We start from the raw sequence: 21,241 nt of genomic DNA, 5'->3' as shown, positions 1-21,241 counted from the left end.
CCCCGGCGCCGCGCGTCTTTTCACCCGGATGTGCTCCGTCCCAGGCCGGGGGCCTACGATTCTCTGTTGTGTCCAAACTGACCGACGTGCCCAAGCGGATTCTGATCGGGCGGGCGCTGCGCAGTGACCGGCTTGCGGAAACGCTCCTGCCGAAGCGCATCGCCCTCCCCGTCTTCGCCTCCGACCCGCTGTCCTCCGTGGCGTATGCGCCCGGAGAGGTACTGCTGGTCCTCTCCATCGCGGGCGTGTCGGCGTACCACTTCAGCCCGTGGATCGCGGTCGCGGTCGTGGTGCTGATGTTCACCGTGGTCGCCTCCTACCGGCAGAACGTCCATGCCTATCCCAGCGGTGGCGGCGACTACGAGGTGGCCACCACCAACCTCGGACCCAAGGCCGGTCTGACGGTCGCGAGCGCCCTGCTCGTCGACTACGTCCTGACCGTCGCCGTCTCGATCTCCTCCGGCATCGAGAACCTCGGCTCCGCGGTCCCGTTCGTCGTCGAGCACAAGGTCGAGTGCGCGGTCGGCGTGATCGTGCTGCTGACGTTGATGAACCTGCGCGGCGTCAAGGAGTCCGGCAACCTCTTCGCGATCCCGACGTACGTCTTCGTCGCGGGCGTCTTCACCCTGATCGCGTGGGGCGCGTTCCGCGGGCTCGTCCTGGGCGACACCATGCGGGCGCCCACGGCGTCGTACGAGATCAAGGCGGAGCACCAGGGCATCGCGGGCTTCGCGCTCGTCTTCCTCCTGCTGCGGGCCTTCTCCTCCGGCTGTGCCGCGCTCACCGGTGTCGAGGCGATCTCCAACGGCGTCCCGGCCTTCCGCAAGCCCAAGTCGAAGAACGCGGCGACCACGCTCGCGATGATGGGCCTGCTGGCCGTCACCATGTTCGGCGGCATCATCGGGCTCGCCCTGGCGACCAAGGTCCGCATGGCCGAGAACCCGGCCGTCGACCTGCTGAAGGACGGTGTCGCGGTCGGCGCCGGCTACGTCCAGAACCCGGTGATCACCCAGGTCGCCGAGGCCGTCTTCGGCAAGGGCAGCTTCTTCTTCATCGTGCTCGCCGCGGCCACCGCCCTGGTGCTGTTCCTGGCGGCCAACACCGCCTACAACGGCTTCCCGGTGCTCGGCTCGATCCTCGCCCAGGACCGCTATCTGCCGCGCCAGCTCCACACCCGCGGCGACCGGCTCGCCTTCTCCAACGGCATCGTGCTCCTGGCGGGCGCGGCCATCCTCCTGGTGTGGGTCTACGGTGCTGACTCCACCCGGCTGATCCAGCTGTACATCGTCGGCGTGTTCGTGTCCTTCACGCTCAGCCAGACCGGCATGGTCCGCCACTGGAACCGCCACCTGGCCACGGAGACCGACCAGGCCAAGCGCCGCCACATGATCCGCTCCCGCGCGATCAACACCTTCGGCGCCTTCTTCACCGGACTGGTCCTGGTCGTCGTCCTCGTCACCAAGTTCTCGCACGGGGCGTGGGTCGCCCTGCTCGGCATGGTGATCTTCTACGTCACGATGACGGCCATCCGCCGCCACTACGACCACGTCTCCGAGGAACTCGCCGCCCCCGAGGGCCCGAGCGACGACAGCGTACGGCCGTCCCGGGTGCACTCGGTCGTCCTGGTCTCCAAGATCCACCGCCCGGCCCTGCGTGCCCTGGCCTACGCCAAGTTGCTGCGCTCGGACACCCTGGAGGCGCTCAGCGTCAACGTCGACCCGGCGGAGACCAAGGCGCTGCGCGAGGAGTGGGAGCGGCGCGGCATCGACGTCCCGCTGAAGGTGCTCGACTCGCCGTACCGCGAGATCACGCGGCCGATCATCGAGTACGTGAAGAGCCTGCGCAAGGAGTCCCCGCGCGATGCCGTGTCCGTGATCATCCCCGAGTACGTGGTCGGCCACTGGTACGAGCATCTGCTGCACAACCAGAGCGCGCTGAGGCTGAAGGGCCGGCTGCTGTTCACGCCGGGCATCATGGTGACCTCGGTGCCGTACCAGCTCCAGTCCTCCGAGGCGGCCAAGGTTCGGGCCCGCAAGCGGCAGGAGTGGAACGCGCCGGGTGCGGTGCGGCGCGGGCCGGCCGAGGCGCGGGCGAAGGAGCAGGACGCCCAGCGCTGACGGAAGGCTCGGGGCGCGGCGGGGAGCACGTAGACTGGTGGGCTGTTGTCGGGCCCTGATGGACCGCCGGTCGGACCGGGTTCCTGCCCACCCTTCGCGCGCCGTTCAGGGCCGTATCCCTTCTCGATCTGGAGTCACCCCACCATGCAGGCAGAACCGAAGAAGTCGCTGGTGGGGGAGGAGTACGAGGTCGAGATCGGCCCCGTCGCCCACGGTGGGCACTGCATCGCCCGCACCGACGCCGGCCAGGTGCTGTTCGTCCGGCACACCCTGCCCGGCGAGAAGGTCGTGGTACGGGTGACCGAGGGCGAGGAGGGCGATCGCTTCCTGCGCGCCGACGCCGTGGAGGTGCTGGAACCGTCCAAGGACCGCATCGAGGCTCCCTGCCCCTTCGCCGGGCCCGGCCGCTGCGGCGGCTGCGACTGGCAGCACGCCAAGCCGGGGGCGCAGCGCCGGATGAAGGGCGAGGTCATCGCCGAGCAGCTTCAGCGGCTCGCGGGACTGACGCCGGAGGACGTCGGCTGGGACGGCACGGTGATGCCGGCCGAGGGCGACAAGCTGCCGGCCGGGCAGGTGCCGCAGTGGCGGACGCGGGTGCAGTACGCGGTGGACGACGCCGGCCATGCCGGACTGCGCCGGCACCGCTCGCACGAGGTGGAGCCGATCGACCACTGCATGATCGCCGCCGAGGGTGTCAGCGAGCTGGGCATCGAGAAGCGCGACTGGACCGGCATGGCGGGGGTCGAGGCGATCGCGGCGACGGGCTCGCAGGACCGTCAGGTGATCCTCACCCCGAAGCCGGGGGCGCGGCTGCCGATCGTGGAGTTGGACAAGCCGGTCTCCGTGATGCGGGTCGGCGAGAAGGACGGCGGGACCCACCGCGTCCACGGCCGCCCCTTCGTGCGTGAGCGCGCGGACGGCCGTACGTACCGGGTGGGCAGCGGTGGCTTCTGGCAGGTCCACCCGAAGGCCGCGGACACCCTGGTGACGGCGGTCATGCAGGGCCTGCTGCCCCGCAAGGGCGAGATGGCGCTCGACCTGTACTGCGGCGTGGGCCTGTTCGCGGGCGCGCTCGCCGACCGGCTCGGCGACAAGGGCGCGGTCCTCGGCATCGAGTCCGGCAAGCGCTCGGTGGAGGACGCCCGGCACAACCTCGCCGGCTTCGAGCGGGTACGCATCGAGCAGGGCAAGGTCGAGACGGTGCTGCCGCGTACGGGTATCTCCGAGGTGGACCTGATCGTGCTGGATCCGCCGCGGGCCGGGGCGGGACGGAATACGGTCGCGCATCTTGCGTCGCTGGGGGCGCGGCGGATCGCGTATGTGGCGTGTGATCCGGCGGCGTTGGCGCGGGACTTGGGGTACTTCCGGGATGGGGGGTATCGGGTGCGGATGTTGCGGGCGTTCGATCTGTTTCCGATGACCCACCACGTGGAATGCGTCGCGATCCTTGAACCGGCCGGAAAGGTCGTCTGACCTGCGGGTTCGAGTGGTGTGCATGATGCGCGGTGTGGGCGTTACGGGCGATATCATGACGCTGAAATGACGCTCTCCGAGGCATCTTGACGCTCATTTGACGCTCGTTCTGATGGTGTGTCAGGCATGCTGCGTCGCTGGTCAAGCCACCTGATGCGTAGTCCGGTCAAGCACCGTCGTAGAGAGTTTCGCGGCGCCCAGCGGTGATGCTCATCCACTTGCGCAGCCCAGGTTTCTTCGTCTGTTGGTGGTACACCGTCGGCGTGTCTCTGGCCAGTGCCGATGCGAGATGTGGAGATTGGGCGGCGGACGCCGGGTCGCCTATGGTCCGGATCTTGGTTCAGGGCGAGGGTGGAGGCGTGTCGGCTCGGGACCATGCCTGACATGGCGGCCGCCTCGTCCGCTGACTTGACCGTGATGCGCAACATCCCGGCGCCTGGCATTGGGGACCCGTCTCGGACTGAACCCGGCGTACAGCCCGACTCGTCTGCTTTTGTGGCCCTGACCTGGGTGTTTGCCCGGGTCAGGGCCATTTCTTGTTGGGAGGAGGTTCCCGCTTCTACCTGCGGGTTCCCGGGAGTTCCTGCGTGATTGTGCAACGGTTGTGAAATAGGGGAGCGGCCGGCGGGGCGTGACTTGGCTCGTCAGGCGGGGTGCCGAGCGAGCGGTAGCAGGTGCGAACCCCTGGCGGGGGACCCAGGACATGGGAACGGGGGAAGCCGTCGGTCGCGGGCCGGCAGCTGGGGATTCAGACGGTCGTCCGGTTGAGTCGGTAGACGGTGGCGCTTGGCCGCGGGTTTGACCCTGCTGTTCGTGGCGGAAAGCGCGCCGAGTTCAGCGGTGGCCCCAGCTCTCCGCCTTCCAAGCAACGTCGATTGAGGGGGAGCGAACGTTGGTGTCGGTGACCCCTTCCTATCGTCTTGATCATGGTGTGCCGCCCATAATGCTCCGATGGCAAGTCGAACTTGGGCGTGGGGCGGGGCAGCCCTAGCCGTTGTCGCCTTCGGTGGACTGGGTGGCTATCTCTTTGCTGTCGGGCTGGATCGAGCCGACGCCGCGCATCCGGAGCCGGCTGCGGTGATGGCTTGACGGTAGGTGTGGTCCTCGACGTCCCCTGCGCCGGATACGCCAGGAATGTCCGTGCGGGTCGACGGCGAGGCGACCTTCAGATAGCCCTCGGCGTCCAGCTCCAGTTGGCCCGTGAGCAGTTCGGTACGCGGGTCGTGGCCGATCGCGATGAACAGGCCGGTCACGTCGCGGGTCTTGCTGGTGAAGACGTCGCGCAGGGCGACGCCCCCGAGTATGCCGCCCATCTCCTTGCTCTCAGCGATTTTACCGTCGAAGGCGAAGGAGATCTTGTCGTCGGCGAAGCGTTCGGCCTGGGCGCGCATGTCTCCATGAGTTCGAGGTTTTGGACACCCTCGGGGAAGCCGGGAAAGTTCTCGACCTCGGTAGTGGTCGTCAGCGAACCGCCGACGAAGATCGCGCCGACGAGGACGAGAGGCTTGAGGTTGGCGCGAGAGCCGCGGAGAGCGCGACGGTGTAGCCCGTCGGCCCTGAGCCGATGATGATGACGTTGCGGATGTTAGCGGCCGGTTCCATGGCTGTGTCGGTGGTCGTGCTCATGCCTGGAGCCCCGGTGCGATCTCCTTGATGAGGCCTTCGACCAGCACCTTGATCTCGTCGCGGAACGGGCGCACGGCCTCGACGCCCTGGCCCGCCGGGTCCTCCAGCTGCCAGTCCAGGTACCGGTTGCCGGGGAAGACCGGGCAGGTGTCGCCACAGCCCATGGTGATGCAGACGTCCGACTCCCTGACCGTGTCCACGGTCGGGATCTTCGGGACTTCGGCGGAGATGTCGATGTCGACCTCGCGCATGGCCTCGACGGCGGTCGGGTTCACGGCCGCGCCGTCGGTGCGGGCATACTCGGTCTCGTCCATGCCGTCGAGACCGGCACGCCGCTGGAAGTCGACGATGTGGCAGACCAGGTGGCGCGACCGAGGGTCGCGTCGCCCACGCGGAGTCGCCGTCCGCTGGTCGGGGACGGTGCATAGGCGACCTGACGTCGACATCGGCGGCTTGTGACCATTCTGTGCGCAGACTGTGCGTTCGGTGCGCCGGGCGGAGGTCGGTTCGCCTCCCGTGAGAGTGGGTCAATGGTGGCTTGAATTACCCCTGAATATGTCGGTTCTGCTGGGTAGCTGACCTGCCGTTGTTTCCTTGAACACTCTGTTGTCGTGTGGTCTTCCGGGTCTGAGAGTTCGGCTGTAAGTGGACGCAACCCTTGACGGTGGTCAGTCATGTGCATTCAATCGCTTTCACTCTTTGAAGATGTTGTGACTCGGGGGACGGGGTTCAGCTCGTGGGGCGGACGGATCTTGTGGGGCGTCTGAGTGGAAGACGTGCCAGACGTGGAGTTTGGGAGGGTGCTGCTGTATTTGCGGTACTCGTCTCCGCAGTGGTGGTGCCGGTCAGCTCGGCTGGGGCGGCCACGGCGGTGGAAGCTCCGGGGCTCTCGGAGGGGCAAAAGGCGCTGGCCGAGGCGCAGGCCTCCGGCACACAGGTCGAGGTGGCCAGCGAGCGCTCTGAGCGCACGACTGTCCTCGCCAACCCTGACGGGTTTTCATTCACGCTGCGCGAGTCCTCGGTTCCGGTGCGGGTGGCCAAGCCCGGTGGGGGCTGGCAAGCGCCGGACGCGACGCTGGAAAAGCGCGGGGATGGTTCGGTGGCCCCGAAGGCGGCGGCACCGCAGATGGTGTTCTCCGGCGGTGGCGATGGTGATCCGCTGGCGCGGATCGCCAGCCGGGGCCGCTCGTTGGAGCTGAAGTGGCCGGGCAAGCTGCCCGCACCGCAGCTGGATGGCGCCAGCGCCCTCTACCCCGAAATCCTCCCGGGCGTCGACCTGAAGGTGACCGCGACGGTGGAGAGCTTCCAGCATGTGCTGGTGGTGAAGACCCCCCAAGCCGCGGCGAGTGAGGAACTGAAGAAGCTCACCTTCGGGCTGAAGACCGCGGGCCTGAACGTGCGGGAGGGCGCGGCAGGCAATCTGGCCGCCGTGGACGGCGATGGCCAGGCGGTGTTCAAGGCGCCGCGGGCCCAGATGTGGGACTCGGCCGGCCAAGACGCCCGTCAGCCCCCGACCGCGGCGGCCAAGAGCGCGTTGGCCGAGACCGACCAACCGTCGGACCCGTCGGAAGCAGCCCCGTCGGGCAAGGGACTGGAGCCCGGCCAGGGTGATGCGGTGTCCCCCATGGACGTGCAGGTCGACGAGGGCTCCCTGGAGATCGTGCCGGACACCAAGATGCTGACCGGCACGTCCGCGTCGGCGTACCCGCTGTTCATCGACCCCAGCATCACGTGGAGTGAATCCGAGCGCACTCTGCTGCGCTCGGACGGCTACGAGGACTATGCCTGGGGCAACGGCGAGGACAACCTGGGCAAGGGCGCGGGCAAATGCGGCACCTGGAACAACTACTACTGCGGGCCAGGCTATGTGCAGCGGCTCTACTTCGAGTTCTCCCCGGCCGCGCTGAAAGGCAAGAAGGTTTTGGACGCCACGTTCCGGGTGACCGAACCCTGGGCGTTCCAGTGCGACCCGCGCTGGGTGGACTTGATCCGCACCAGCGACAACATCTCCTCCGCCACCACCTGGAGTTCACGTCCCGGCGGCTGGGACACGATGGGGGACCAGCATGTGTCGGCGGGCCGGGGCTCGTTGTGTGATCCGGATTCTCCGGACGCGCCGATCGAGTTCAACGACAACCCCGCGGAGTCCAACGAGAACCTGACCCCGACCGTGCGGGACTTCGCGGCAGGCAAGTTCAAGAACCTCACCTTGATGATCAAGGCGCACGACGAGACGGACACCTCGGCGTGGAAGCGATTCCGCAACGATGCGGTCCTCGAGGTGAACTTCGTCGGTCTGCCGGACAAGCCCACCGGTGTCGGCCTGGTCACCGGGACGGGCACGGTGTGCGAGACAGACGCATCCGACCCGGCGATCGTCTCCTCTCCGAACCCCGCCCTGGCGGCCACCACGCAGACCAAGCCAGGTGGTGAGCGGGAGGCCCAGCTGAAGATCTTCTTCGATCTGGATCAGCAGAACACCGACAAGACCTGGTCGGACACGACTGCCGGCAATGGTGACGTGCGGCCCTCGGGCGACGCGTATGCCGGCGACGGCAAGAAGCAAACGATCACCTGGTCGACACTGTCCGAGGCCAAGCTGTACCGATACCGGGCGTGGGTGCAGTCGTACTACAACGGCGGCAAGAGCCACCTGTCCGGCCCATCGACCACCGGCTGCTACTTCAAAGTCGACAAGACCGCCCCCAAGGCCCCCCAGGTCACCCTCGGTGCCCCCTACACCCCGTGCCTGCCGGACAGTTGCGCGGCCAAGGGAGGCCCCGGACAGAAGGCGACGTTCACCTTCGCACCGGGCAGCGGGGACACGAACGTGGGCGCCTACGAGTACGAGTACAAGATGTCGTCTGCGGCCGCCTGGACCCGCACCACATTGAAATCTGCCACGTTCACACCACCGCGCTCAGGTACGTACCGCATCTACGTCCGGGCCGTCGACAACGTAGAAGAGGGGAGGCCCGGCGCGCAGAGTACCGTGGATTTCCTGGTCAACTCGGGTGAAGGGCCCCTCGGGCGCTGGCGATTTGACGAAGCCAGCGGTGCGGCGATCGACACGGGGACGGCCAGCGGCACCACGCGGCACAACGCGACGCTGGCGGGCGGTGCGGTCCGTGACGACCGGGGCCGGCGCGGGCAGATCACGCATGACGCAGAAGGGCTTCCGCTGACGGACGTGATCACCGACAAGGGCCTCGCCCTCAACGGCAGCACCGGAAATGCCGCCACCAACGGCCCTGTCTTCGAGCCCCGCGCCGCCTACACGATCTCCGCCTGGGTGCGCCTGGACTCGATGGCGAAGGACGCGGCAGTGCTGGGGCAGAAGGGTTCGGACGGCAACCCGTTCGCGCTGTGGTACATCGCCTCACAGAAGAAGTGGTACTTCGGCGTACGCAACGCCGACTCCACCAGCTTCACCGGCAGGTACTCGGTGTACGAGGCTCAGCCCAACGTCTGGACCCATCTCGCGGCCACCTACGACCCGGACGCCGGGCAGCTGGCGTTCTACGTGGACGCCCGCCGACAGAGCGACCCGGTGGCGGTGTCCAAGACGATTGCCTCCGACGGGCCACTGCAGTTCGGCCGCCTCCAGAGCGCCAGTGGCACCAGCTACACCAACTACTTCCCTGGCTCCATCGACGAGGTCGCGATTTGGCAGCGGGCCCTGTCCAGCGAACTCATCGACGACGAGGCGAAACTGCAGACCTCGGCCCAATTCGCCGGCGTGGAGCTGGTGGCGGACTGGGACGCCTCGCGCGGCAGCGGCACCACCGTGGCGGACTCCACCTCCGGCTACGGCAAGAACCTGACCCTGCAGGGCGGAGCCTCACTGAGCGGTGGGGAGATCGTGCTGAACGGCGTCGACGGCGCGGCAACTGCGCCTGGCCCGCTGGTGTATGACCATGCGGCGTTCACCGTGTCCACCTCGGTCAGGCTGAACAGCGCGCAGCTCGCCACCAAGGACGTCGGCTACATCGGTCAAGTCCTCGGCCAGCGCACCACGGACGGCGCCGCCTGGGGCCTGTGGTTCAAGATGACCGACAAGAAGACCGAAACCGTCCCCGATCCAGACACCGGCGAGGACATCCAAAAGGTCACCCCCTCGGGCCGGTGGCACTTCGGCCGGCTCAACGCGGACGGCACGTTCAGCTCCGTGGTCTCCGACGAGGTAGCCGCCCTGGACAGTCCTGTCAGGCTCACCGGAATCTACGACTCGCTGCACGGCACGATCAGCCTCTACCTGGGGCACAACCAAAACGGCGACGACACCGCCTACAGCGTCAAGCTCGGCACCGGCGACTTCGCCATCGGTGCGGCCTTCGACGGCGGCACCTTGAAGCACCACCTACCGGCCCGGATCTCCGATGTGCGGCTGTGGGCCGGTGCGATGGCCAGCTCCGAGCAGATCGACGCCCACGTCGGCGACTGACCTGCGACATGTGGGCCGGGCGAAAGCCCGGCCCACCCCATGGCCGCTGTAGGCCGCGTACACGACTTGAGTCACTTTCCTTCTTCATGAACTGGGCGGGGCAGATCTGATGGCGTTTGGCATAGGCACCTCAAGGCGCCGAAGAGTGGAGAGTTGGCGCTGGGGCCGCACCCTGGTGGTGACCACGTTGGCGGCCGCGTTGCTGGCCCCGGTGGGCCAGACCACCGTGGCGGTGGCCGAGGACAAGGGGCTGGGCAAGCCGGACCTGCCTGAGCAGCGTGTCACCAAGGTCAAGGTGATGGACGAGCTGGGTGCCAAGGAGGCCCGCGCCAAGGTCGCCAAGGACCGCAGGGCCAATGATGCCCAAGGAGACGAGGCTCGCCAGGAGCAGAAGGCCACCTGGCCCAAGCAGGGCACCGCCACCCTCGACCTGGCCGGCGCCCAGGCGATCAAGGCCACACCGAGCGGCATGCCGGTCACCCTGAATCCCAAGACGAGCAAGAAGGCACAGGCTGCCGACGGTCAGGCCCGCATCACCGTCCTGGACCAGAAGGCCGCCCGCAAGGCCGGCCTCATCGGCGTCCTGCTGACCGCCACCGCCGACGAAGCAGGCCCGGCCAACATTCAGGTCGGCTACGGTCAGTTCGCCTCCGCAGTGGGCGGCGGCTGGGCCGAGCGCCTGCACCTGGTGCAGCTGCCCGCGTGCGTCCTCACCACGCCAGAGAAGCCCGAATGCCGCGAGCAGACCCCGCTGAAGTCGGCCAATGATGTCGTTGAGCAGCGTGTCTCGGCGCAGGTGACACTCCCCGCAGCCGAAGTAGGCAAGTCGTCGCAGCAGGCGTCAGCCGGTTCGGATGCGATGGTGCTGGCGGTGACCGCCGCGGCCGTGAGTGGCCAGAATCCGAAGGGCACGGGCGACTACTCCGCCACCGCCCTGTCAAACTCGGCAGCCTGGCAGGCGGGCGGCAGCTCCGGCTCGTTCACCTGGTCCTACGACTTCACCCTGCCGCCCGCGGCGGCTGGGCCCGCTCCTGGCGTGTCGTTGTCGTATGACTCTGGCAGCATCGACGGACGCACCGCCACCACCAACAACCAGGGCAGCGCGGTCGGCGAGGGCTTCAGCATCTCGGACTCCTACATCGAACGCAGCTACGGCCGTTGCGACAAGGACGGCCACGCGGACACGTACGACCGCTGCTGGAAATACGACAACGCCCAGCTGGTCCTGGACGGCAAGTCAAACCGTCTGATCAAGGTGAGCGACAGTGTGTGGCGTCTTTCCGGTGATGACGCCTCCAAGGTGACCCGCTCCACCGGGGCTGACAACGGGGACGAGGGCGACACCGGCAAGGACGGCGAGTACTGGACCGTCATCACCGGGGACGGCATCAAGTACGTCTTCGGCCTGAACAAGCTTGACGGCGCGACGGACCAGCGTACCAACTCCGCCTGGACCGTGCCGGTGTTCGGCGACGACAGTGGCGAGCCGGGCTATGAGAAGGGCGACGCGTTCGCCGACCGGGCGCTGACCCAGGCCTGGCGGTGGAACCTCGACTCCGTCGAGGACACGAGCGGCAACGTCTCCACCTACTGGTACACGAAGGAATCCAACCACTACAAGAAGAACAAGGCGACCACGGCCAACGCCTCCTACACCCGCGGCGGCTACCTCAAGGAAATCAAGTACGGGCTGCGCAAGGGCGCCCTGTTCACCGACGACGCCGACGCAAGGGTCACCCTCGACCACGCCGAACGCTGCACCGTCGGCGCCTGCGCCGAGCTGACCAAGGACACGGCCAAGAACTGGCCGGACGTCCCGTTCGACGCGATCTGCTCGGATGGTGACACCGAGTGCAACGCATCCGGCCCGTCCTTCTTCTCCCGCAAGCGGCTGACAGGCATCAACACCTACTCCTGGAACGCCACCGCGAAGGCCTACGACCCGGTGGACTCCTGGACGCTGGGCCAGGACTACAAGGACGCAGGCGACATCGGGGACACCTCCGACCACGTGCTGGTCCTGGAATCGATCAAACGGACGGCCAAGGCCGGCACTGATATCACGGTCAACCCGATCTCGTTCACGTACCAGTTGCGGCCGAACCGGGTGGACGGCACGGATCACATCCTGCCGATGAAGCGGCACCGCATCTCCACCGTCACTTCGGAGACCGGGGCCATCACAACGGTCAACTTGTCGTCCCCGGAGTGCAAGCGCAGCGAAGTCCTTACCGCACCGGAGGACACCAACACCCGCTCCTGCTATCCGCAGTACTGGAACATCAACGGCGCCGAGAACGCATCGGTGGACTGGTTCCACAAGTACCGCGTCCTGGCCGTCACCGTGGCCGACCCGACCGCGCAGAACGAGGCAGTCGAGCACCATTACGACTACTCTGGTGCGGCCTGGCATCACAGCGACGACCCGTTCACCCCCAAGGACGAGCGGACCTGGTCGGACTGGCGCGGCTACCGGCAGGTGACTGCGTACACGGGTGCCGAAAGCACCACCCGCTCCAAGGCTGTGTCGCTGTTCATGCAGGGCATGGACGGCGACAAGAAGAAGGACGGCACCACCCGCTCTGTCACCCTCGCTCCTCTCGCGGCGCCTTCCCTCGGCGTCGCCGGGATCGCCGACAGCGACCAGTACGCCGGCCAACTGCGCCAGCAGGTCACTTACGACGGTGCTACCGCCATCAGCGCGCAGGTGAACGAGCCGTGGTCCAAGGAGACCGCACGCCAAACCGTGCCCGATGCGGCCGACCACGCAGCCCGCTACGTCCGCACCAAACAGACCACCACCCACACCTATCTGACCGCCGCGAAGAAGTGGCGCGCCCACACTGTGGCCACCAGTTACGACGACTACGGGATGGCGAACAAGGTCGAAGACCGCGGTGACGACGCCAAGACCGGAGACGAAACCTGCCAGGTCACCTGGTATGCCCGCAACGACGAGGCGGGGCTGACCAGCCTGGTCTCGCGCTCACGCACCGTCGGCAAGCCCTGCGCCGTGGCTAACGCGGACCTCGCCCTGCCGGCGGTCGACGCCGAGCGTGGCGATGTCCTGTCGGACACCGCCACCGCGTACGACAACCTCGCGTACTCCTCGACGATGAAGCCGACCAAGGGCCTGGCCACCTGGACCGGTCGCGCCAAGGCCTACAGCTCGACCGCCGCGGTCACCTGGCAGAAGGTCTCCGCCACCGCGTACGACGAACTCGGCCGTACTACCAGTGTGAGCGGCGCCGACAGCACCATCCCTCCCGCCACCACCGCCTACACGCCCGCCACTGCCGGCCCGTTGACGAAGACCATTTCAACGGACGCCAAGGGCTTCAAGGGCATCAGCTACCTTGATGCGCGCCGTGGTCTGGTGCTGCGCAGCTTCGACGCGAACACGAAGAAGACGCAACTCGCCTACGACGCTCTCGGCCGTCTCACCGACGTGTGGTTGCCCAACCGGGACAGCGGCACCCAGAGCCCCAACAGCAAGTTCGCCTACCACATCGACAACAAGAGCCAGTCCTGGGTGTCGAGCTCGGCCCTGAAGAAGGACGGCACCACCTACAACACCAGCTACGCAATCTATGACGCGCTGCTGCGGCCGCTGCAGACCCAGTCCCCGACCCCACAGGGCGGCCGGCTACTGACGGACACCCGCTACGACACCCGCGGTCTGGCCTACGAGACGCACGCGGACATCTTCGACATCCTCAGCACGCCCAACGGCAAGTATGCCCGCGCCGCCTACGGCAAGGCCCCCAACCAGACCGAGACTGTCTTCGACGGCGCAGGCCGCCCGGTCACCAGCAGCCTGCTGGTCATGGGCGTCAAGAAGTGGTCCACGTCCACCAGTTACACCGGGGACTCCACCGCCACCTCGGCGCTCGAGGGAGGATCGGCCGCCCGGACCATCACTGACGCCCTCGGGCGCACCGTAGAAACCCGCGAGTATGCGGGCAAGAACCCTGCCGACAGCGACTACGGCGACGGTCTCGGTGCCACCTATACCTCCACGAAGTTCGGCTTCACGTTGGACGGCAAGCCGCAGACGATCACGGGCCCCGACAAGGCCGAGTGGGGCTACACCTACGATTTGTACGGGCGACTGGACAAAGCCACGGATCCGGATACGGGCGCCACGGACACCGACTACAACATTCTCGACCAGGCCATTAAGACCACTAACGCCGAGGGCAAGTCGGTCGTGACCGACTACGACGCCATCGGCCGCATCGAGGGCACCTGGGCGGGCTCAAAGTCGGACGCCACCCAGCTCACCAACTACACCTACGACACCGTCCCCAACGGCAAGGGACAGCCGGCCACCTCCACGCGCTACGTCGGCGGCAAGGCGGGCCAGGCCTACACCCAGACAGTCACCGCCTACGACAGCCTCAACCGACCCACCGCCACCAAGCTGGACCTGCCCGCCAACGACTCCTTCGTCGAGGCAGGAGCCCCGCAGACGTTGGAATACACCAGCTACTACAACATCGACGGAACCCTCCAGAACACTGAGGAACCCGCCCTGGGTGGACTGCCTTCCGAAATCGTCGAGTACGGCTACAACGGCCTCGGTCAGCCCACCACACTCGGCGGCAGCACCGGCTACATCCTCGACACCCACTACACCGCGCTCGGCCAGGCCGACCTGCGAACCCTGGGCACCGCCAACAACGAGGAAACCAAGAAGAGCTACCTCGCGAACACATTCGAAGAAGGCACCGGGCGCGTCACCCGCAGCTACATCCACGCCCAGGCTCACCCGAGCCCGCTGCAGGACCTCAACTACAGCTACGACCAGGCCGGCAACGTCACCTCCATCGCCGACACCTCCACCCTCGGCGGCGGCGCGGAAACCCAGTGCTTCACCTACGACGGCCACCGCCGCCTGACCGAAGCCTGGACCCCCAGCTCGCAGAAGTGCTCCGATCCCCGCAGCGCCGCCAGCCTGTCCGGGCCGGCCCCGTACTGGACCTCGTATGAGTACACCAGCGCGGGCCAGCGTCGCCTGGAGACCACACACAAGGCCACCGGCAACACCAACACCACCTACTGCCACGAGAAAGCAACCCAGCCGCACGCTCTCACCGGCACCAGTACCAAAGCCGACTGCACCAACCCCGACCGCACCTACAGCTACGACGACACCGGCAACACCACCAGGCGCCCCGGCCCGAACAAGACGCAGGAGCTTGTCTGGTCCGAAGAGGGCAAGCTCGCCAAGCTAACTGAAGACGGCAAAGCCACCGACTATCTCTACGGCCCTGACGGCTCCATCCTCGTCCGCACCGCCCAGGGCGGAGAACGTGTCCTCTACGCCGGTACAACGGAACTGCACCTCAGGGCAAATGGCACCTTGTGGGCCCAGCGCTACTACGGGTCGGCTGCAGTCCGCTCCAACGCAACCGGCGCCAACAAGCTGACCTACCTCGCCGGCGACCACCACGGCACCCAGTCCCTGGCCATCACCGCCGACAACACCCAAACCCCGAGCAAGCGCTACCTGAGCCCCTTCGGCGCCGAGCGTGGTAAGCCCACCGGAAATCCCTGGCCCGACGACAAGGGATTCCTCGGTAAAACCAACGACATCACCACAGGCCTCACCCACATCGGCGCACGCCAATACGACCCCGCCATCGGCCAATTCATCAGCGTCGACCCACTCCTCGAGACCGACAAACCCCAAACACTCAACGGCTACGGCTACAGCGCCAACAACCCCCTCACGTTCAGCGACCCCAGCGGCCTCGGCCTCGCCTGCGGTGGTGAGTATCCGGCCTGCCCCACGCGGCCTGACGGAACACCAGGCAACGGACGTCCCAACGAAGCCGTCGACTACAGCAAGCCGCGCCCGTACTACCCCTGCAACAGTGGCTGCGGCGAGTCAGTTGAAAAGCGTTTGTTGGAGATTGGACCGCAGACAGATGATCGCGACGCCCTGCTGAGTTACTTCTACGCCTACGGCAGCGGAACATCGGGAGCTGGCGACTTCTGGGCAACCGAGGTGGGAGAGGGCGACCGACTGTCCATGGCCTGTTATGGGCGAGCTGGGTGCCGGGCGGCATATAGCTACTTGCTTGGCCACGATGATGTGGACGGTGCGAAGCGAATAGCGGCGACATACTGCCTCGAACACGCAAAGGCATGCGCATCAGAGGCGACTTGGGAGGAATTCACTGCCAGCTCCATGCGCCAGGCTCTTGAGTTGATAGCTCTGGGTGTAGGGGGAGGTTCGTACGGCTGCAATTGCTTCCTTGGCGACACGGACGTGCTGCTTGCCGACGGGAAGACAAAGGCCATCAAGGACATCAAGGTTGGCGACAAAGTCCTTGCAACGGATCCAAAGACTGGGGAAACCGGCCCCAGAGAGGTCACCCGGCTCATCCGCACCGAAGATGACAAGCACTTCAACACGCTGTCCATCGCCACCGAGGATGGCATTGAAAAACTGACGGCAACCCACGAGCACCCCTTCTGGTCACCTTCAGAGAGGCGCTGGGTCGAAGCAGATAACCTCGAACCGGGAATGACCCTGCGCACCGACGACGGCGACACTGTCATCGTCACCGCCAACAAACCCTTCACCAAGCACGCCCGCACCTACAACCTCACCGTCGACGACCTCCACACGTACTACGTGCTGGCTGGCCGGACGCCTGTACTTGTGCACAATACCTGCGGACCAAGCACAGGTATGACCAGAACATATGTCGCCGGGCGTCGCGGTACGGATACGACTCCGCAGGACCCCCTGCCCGCGGGCGCAATGTTGACTAGGGGAGGTAACCTCCAGGACGGCAATTACCATTACGTGGTGATGCCGGGAGGTTCAGTGAGGGCGTTTCATGAGAGCGTCTATGACAGCGGCGTGTTTCCCGGGCACACGAGCCTCTCCGGAGGAAAGCCTGTGGCGATGGCGGGAACATTCGACGTATCGAACGGGTCCATTGTTAGGCTCGACAACTTCTCTGGCCACTACAGGCCTAATGGGTCTGGGATGGAGTCGGTGGCGCGAGATGCTCTGAATGGAAATGGCTTCAACACGGGTGGAGCGAGCTGGGATCCTTTCGCTTTTAAGTGAGTCCCACTTCCTACTGCTCCCGCTCGCCCAACTGGGCGAGCGGGAGCAGTAGAGTGTTCAACTGTGGTCGTCGTTCTTGATCTTGCGGGCTAGCTCAAGCAATTGCCGGACTTGCGCGGTCGTTAGCGAGCCAGCGATCGAGACCAGCTCGCCAATTTCGGCCGTATTGCGGTAGGGTTCGGGGTGGTTTGAGATAGGCGTCGCTGGGAGGCCGGCGATTGTGAGCAAATCGGCTTCTGGCATCTGCAGTGCCGGTGCGATGTCTTTCACTATTTCCGGTGTTGGTTTAATGCGCTCATGGAGCAATTGCAGAATGGTCGATTCGGCACGCGCTGAGGCTCGGCTGACTGCCCGGGGTGACAGTCCACGGGTCTCCATCAGGCCACGCAAGATACTCGAAAAACTAGGCTGATTAGTCATCCTCACAGCCTACTAATGTGACGGAGATTGCGGGCAGTGTTCGACTTGCAGGGTGGGGTCGGGTGTGGGGCATCGCAAGGAGCGATCTTGCTCGGCTGGTGGGCGCGATGAGGTTGAGTCCGGTAGTGATCGGCGGCCTCGGCGGTTTTGGTCAAGGCTGCCAGCGTCCGGGGTGCGTTCCGGGGCCGGATGCAACAGCGTCCTCACGGAAGGTCACGTCTCTGATCGGCTTCGACCTGTCAGTGAGCCCTTTTCAAGCTGGCGGTCCCTGACTGCGAGTTGGACTGTCCTGCGCAACGACGAAGCTCCTGGTAGATGGGTTCTCGACCAAGATCACACGTGTCCGCCGGGAGCTTCGATGTCTTACCCGGCAGGACTGCTGCAGCATTGGATGTCATCTGTTGGGCCCGCGGTCGGCCCTAGCCATCGAGGGACACTTCAGGACCGCTGTCAAGCTACGGGTGGCGAAGGCCGTGAGGAAGCCGTTCGGCGCCCCAGGCGCTGTGGATGACATGGGCTACGTTCAGCACCTCGGGCTTCACGGTCACGCCGGTCTCCTCGTACAAATACGTCAGCCCAGAGGATTTCGCGTCACCGCTCGGCAAGCGGGTGCACGACTTGCGGCACACCCGCCACCATCCCGGGCCAGCTGGCCTCATTCTGAAAGATCAGTAGATGGTGGATGGTCAAGCAAAACGACTTTGGCGCTACAAATCGAACATAATCGAACGGCGAGTGGTCTGCAGGGTCTGATCTTTACGCGTGATGACCGTGCGGGTGAGGGCAAGTTGTCGTCGCGTCTGGGGCTGGTGACCGACGCGGTGGAGGCTGGGCCGGGGCTGGATCCGTACGGATATGTGGTGGAGGAGTTGTCTCGGGGTGGCCGGGTCGACTATGTGATTGTGGACGAGGCCCAGTTCCTGCTGTCCGGGCAGATTGATCAACTGGCCCGGATCGTGGATGACTTGGAGCTGGACGTCTTCGCGTTCGGCATCACCACTGACTTCCGGACGAGGCTTTTTCCTGGCTCCCAGCGTCTGATCGAACTTGCCGATCGCCTGGAGACTTTGCAGGTCGAGGCGATGTGCTGGTGCGGTGCTCGGGCCACGCACAATGCGCGCACGGTGATGGGGAGATGGTCGTCGAGGGGGAGCAGGTCGTCGTGGGCGACGTGTCTCTATCGGCGGCGGAGGTCGGGTACGAGGTGCCCTGTCGGCGTCATCACCGCCGGCGGATGACGAGCGCCACGGCGCGGGCAGCGGCGCTGTCGCCGGACGTGCTGCCGTCACCGCCAGTTGACCTCTGGCCGGCGAGAAGTGCGTCGACTTGCTTGTCGGCCGGGCTGGCCATGGGGGAGCGGGAGGCTCTGGGCCGTGGGTTCGGGAAGGGGGCTTGGCCGCAGGTTGGAGTCCTTGGCAGGAGCCGCAAAACATGGGAAGCCGGATCGTCGCTGGTCACCGGTGGGTCGTTGGTGGTGACGCGGGCCGTTTCGCTTTGAGCTCGGTGCCCGCCGGGGTGCCGGTGCGGGAACGCCATCCCGGTGACCGCGCAGGTTCGAATCCCCGGCGGGGGACCCAGAACATGGGAACGAGGGAAGCCGCCGGTTGGGGGTGGGCAGCTGGTGATCCAGACGGTCGTCCAGTTGAAGCGGTAGGCCGATGGCGCTTGGCCGCAGGTTCGAGTCCTGGGCGGGAGCCGCAAAACATGGGAAGCCGGATCGTCGCCGGTCGGGGGTGGGTCGTTGGTGGTGACGGCGACCGTTTCGCTCTGAGCTCGAAGCGTGCCGGGGTGCCAGAAGACGGGCGTTGCGCAGGTTCGAACCCTCGGCGGGGTACCCAACAGATGGGAACGGGGGCGACCAGCGGTTTTGCGGAGGGCGGGTCACCGTGGCGGCGACTTATGACTTGCCGTAGTGGGCTTGGCCGTAGGTTCGAGTCCCCGACAGGAGCCACAAAACATGGCTGGTCGTGCGCACGGCGCTGACCTGCGTATTTGTGCCACGGTGAGGGTGGAGGGACGGTCTCGGTTGGCGCCGCTCGCGCCGGGGGCGGAACCGACGGGCTGCTGATCCCTCGCGCATGGTGATGAAGTCGGCCGTCCTGGGCTGACGCCTTCGATGAGTCGGCCCGTGACTGGGCGAAGCCCTGCTCGAGCGCACGCCTTAGCACAGTTCTAGTGTCAACGGGCATAGAAAAGAGGAATTCTGATGAGATGTCGACCTCGCTGCTAGCGTCTTTCGCGCAGTCACATCAGCGGACTCAAGCTCCTCACCTTCGCCATGGGGGCGGTGGGCGGCAACGCCGGCGGTCGGCGCCGGTACGTCTCGGAAATGCGGTCGAGCGTGCTGATGCCGTCTCGGACACATCGGGTCCTACCCGGGCGAGCCGAGGGGGAGAACGGGAAACAGCGTGACCGATCTCCCTGGACGACCACGGCGTCCGGGTGCGTTCCCGGACGGACACCGGGACGAAGATCGGAGACCATCTGATGGAGTCATCATCCACCTCGGGCGAGACGGTGTTGCCCCGCCCCGTCGAAGCCTTGCCGATGCCTGCGTTGGCGGCCGCGACACGGAAGCTGGCCGACAAACTCATCGAGCACTTCGCCATGGGCGAGTCCGCCGCAATGGCCCTTGCGCAAGCTGTCGTCGACCCATCCATCGCTCGCAGGGCGGCGGAGTCCCCCGAGCGGCTGCGGGTGCCCGGCGGCGTGATCCTGGCCATCCGGGCTGACGTATGGGCGCGCCATATCATCCCGGACCCGCGGAACCCGCGGATCGGTCCGTCGCGGCGGCACCCGGCGTCGAACCTGATCGGTACTGGCGAGAGCACGCGCTTTCGCCCGCTGGCCGAGCCGATCGCGGCGTCCGGGAAGCGCCCGGAACTCGTACAACGGCTCGCTAACCAGGAACACCTCGCGTGGGCGGCACAACTGGCCAAGGAGTACGTGCTCGACCACAACGACTGGCGAGAGTCCCTCCGTCACCAGGGCGTGATGACGGAGGTGTGGCTCGCCGCTACGGCCTTCCAGCACGAGGACAACACACCCGGGGTGACGGTTCCGGTCACCGTCGAGGGGTCGAGCCGCGTGACGTGCGCCCACGACCTGCTCGATCTCAGGTCCGCCGACGTCCCCTACATTCGGGACACGGCGAAGCTGCGCGCCCACATCCGCAAGCTGAACGAGGCGATCACGACCGCGGGCGACCCGGCACAGGTCGACCCCGAGGTGGCGGTCACCGTGCGCTGCGAACGGCTCCCGGCGCTGCTGCTCGTTGGTTTCGAGCCACACGATGGCACTACTACCGACTTCGGCGTTGCCGTGAAGTCGTTGGTCGCACTCCGGCACGTAGACTCCCCCAAGCCGTGGGGTGAGGCCGCGGAAAACGAGGCCCTCGCCGACGCCGTGGTGGACGAGATCGAGCGGCGGAAACTGATCACTCCGGCCAAAGCCGACTGGCTTCGTGGCGCCCTCACCCCTGACCAGGCGAAGGCCGCTGGATTCAACGCCGATCCGTCCGTCCGAGCGGCGGCGATCGTTCGGCTCTTCGCCGAACGTGATCAGTCGATCCACTCCGCCGTTCGGATCGCGATCACCGGACAGAGCACCCGCAAGAACATCACAACCAAGCTGCTGCTCGACGTGGCCTCCTCCCTGGTCATGCGCTCCGTCTCCGAAGAGGACTCCCGTAAGCGGGAACGGATGCGGAAGTACCTGAAGTCGGCGTTCCCGGGCGAGCTGGCCAAGGACTGGGAGGCCACGTTCCGCGGAACGGAGGAGCTCGCCCAAGCTGCACTCGAAGAGGTGGCGAAGGGAGAGCCGGGCGCGGCTACCCGGGAACTTGCGGCACGCAGCGCCTACCCGCTGGTGATCAACGGCCAGCTCACGGGTGACCGTGGCACGAACAACTACAACGATCAACCTGACCGTCGGCACCCAGGCGAGGTCATCGACCGTATGCGCAGCACCGGGCGTGCGGTGTGGTGCTGGTGCCTCCCGACGGACGACCTCGCTGTCGATTCCCTACGGAGCGATCATTCGCAATTCCTAATTGGCAGCCGAGTCGTCGTG

Annotated in this window: 7 protein-coding genes and 3 pseudogenes; 6 read left to right on the top strand and 4 right to left on the bottom strand. The window is 66.3% G+C overall.

Going from position 1 to position 21,241, the window contains the following annotated elements; all coding sequences use genetic code 11:
- Positions 1-68: 68 nt before the first annotated feature.
- Positions 69-2,117 carry an APC family permease gene (locus tag ADL12_RS18605; RefSeq protein ID WP_062703785.1) on the top strand — a complete coding sequence of 683 codons (2,049 nt, stop codon included), beginning with the start codon at positions 69-71 and terminating at the stop codon, positions 2,115-2,117.
- Positions 2,118-2,261: 144 nt separating this feature from the next.
- The gene (locus tag ADL12_RS18600; protein WP_062703784.1) at positions 2,262-3,590 is read left to right on the top strand and encodes a class I SAM-dependent RNA methyltransferase; all 1,329 of its coding nucleotides are present in this window, start codon (positions 2,262-2,264) and stop codon (positions 3,588-3,590) included.
- A 1,019-nt stretch (positions 3,591-4,609) separates the two neighbouring features.
- Here the strand turns inward: ADL12_RS18600 and ADL12_RS50540 are convergent.
- Together ADL12_RS50540 and ADL12_RS18590 are read right to left on the bottom strand one after the other, a co-directional pair.
- Positions 4,610-5,192: pseudogene (locus tag ADL12_RS50540) on the bottom strand (FAD-dependent oxidoreductase).
- A 20-nt stretch (positions 5,193-5,212) separates the two neighbouring features.
- On the bottom strand, positions 5,213-5,662 hold the full coding sequence (locus ADL12_RS18590; protein ID WP_244187940.1) for a low molecular weight phosphatase family protein: 450 nt from the start codon (positions 5,660-5,662) through the stop codon (positions 5,213-5,215).
- Between the two features lie 386 nt (positions 5,663-6,048).
- On the opposite strand from ADL12_RS18590, the gene ADL12_RS18585 reads away from it, so the two are divergent.
- Both ADL12_RS18585 and ADL12_RS18580 read left to right on the top strand, forming a co-directional pair.
- Complete coding sequence (locus ADL12_RS18585) at positions 6,049-9,660, top strand: LamG-like jellyroll fold domain-containing protein (protein ID WP_425265114.1); 3,612 nt, start codon at positions 6,049-6,051, stop codon at positions 9,658-9,660.
- A 109-nt stretch (positions 9,661-9,769) separates the two neighbouring features.
- Positions 9,770-16,750 (top strand): polymorphic toxin-type HINT domain-containing protein, encoded by a 6,981-nt coding sequence (locus tag ADL12_RS18580; RefSeq protein WP_079052120.1) that lies wholly within the window; start codon positions 9,770-9,772, stop codon positions 16,748-16,750.
- A 57-nt stretch (positions 16,751-16,807) separates the two neighbouring features.
- Here the strand turns inward: ADL12_RS18580 and ADL12_RS50535 are convergent, their stop codons facing one another.
- Together ADL12_RS50535 and ADL12_RS52740 are read right to left on the bottom strand one after the other, a co-directional pair.
- Positions 16,808-17,170 (bottom strand): helix-turn-helix domain-containing protein, encoded by a 363-nt coding sequence (locus ADL12_RS50535; RefSeq protein ID WP_107119959.1) that lies wholly within the window; start codon positions 17,168-17,170, stop codon positions 16,808-16,810.
- A 470-nt stretch (positions 17,171-17,640) separates the two neighbouring features.
- Positions 17,641-17,739, bottom strand: a pseudogene (locus ADL12_RS52740) (NUDIX domain-containing protein); the annotation flags it as partial.
- Between the two features lie 132 nt (positions 17,740-17,871).
- On the opposite strand from ADL12_RS52740, the pseudogene ADL12_RS18575 reads away from it, so the two are divergent.
- Both ADL12_RS18575 and ADL12_RS18570 read left to right on the top strand, forming a co-directional pair.
- Positions 17,872-18,455 (top strand): annotated as a pseudogene (locus tag ADL12_RS18575) (thymidine kinase); the annotation flags it as partial.
- A 1,202-nt stretch (positions 18,456-19,657) separates the two neighbouring features.
- Positions 19,658-21,241 (top strand): hypothetical protein (locus ADL12_RS18570; protein WP_159053193.1); only part of this gene is annotated, 1,584 nt, incomplete at its 3' end.

This window comes from Streptomyces regalis (assembly GCF_001509475.1).
GTDB lineage: Bacteria > Actinomycetota > Actinomycetes > Streptomycetales > Streptomycetaceae > Streptomyces > Streptomyces regalis.
Note: the sequence above shows the minus strand (reverse complement) of the source record. Positions and strands in the feature narration are given on the sequence as shown.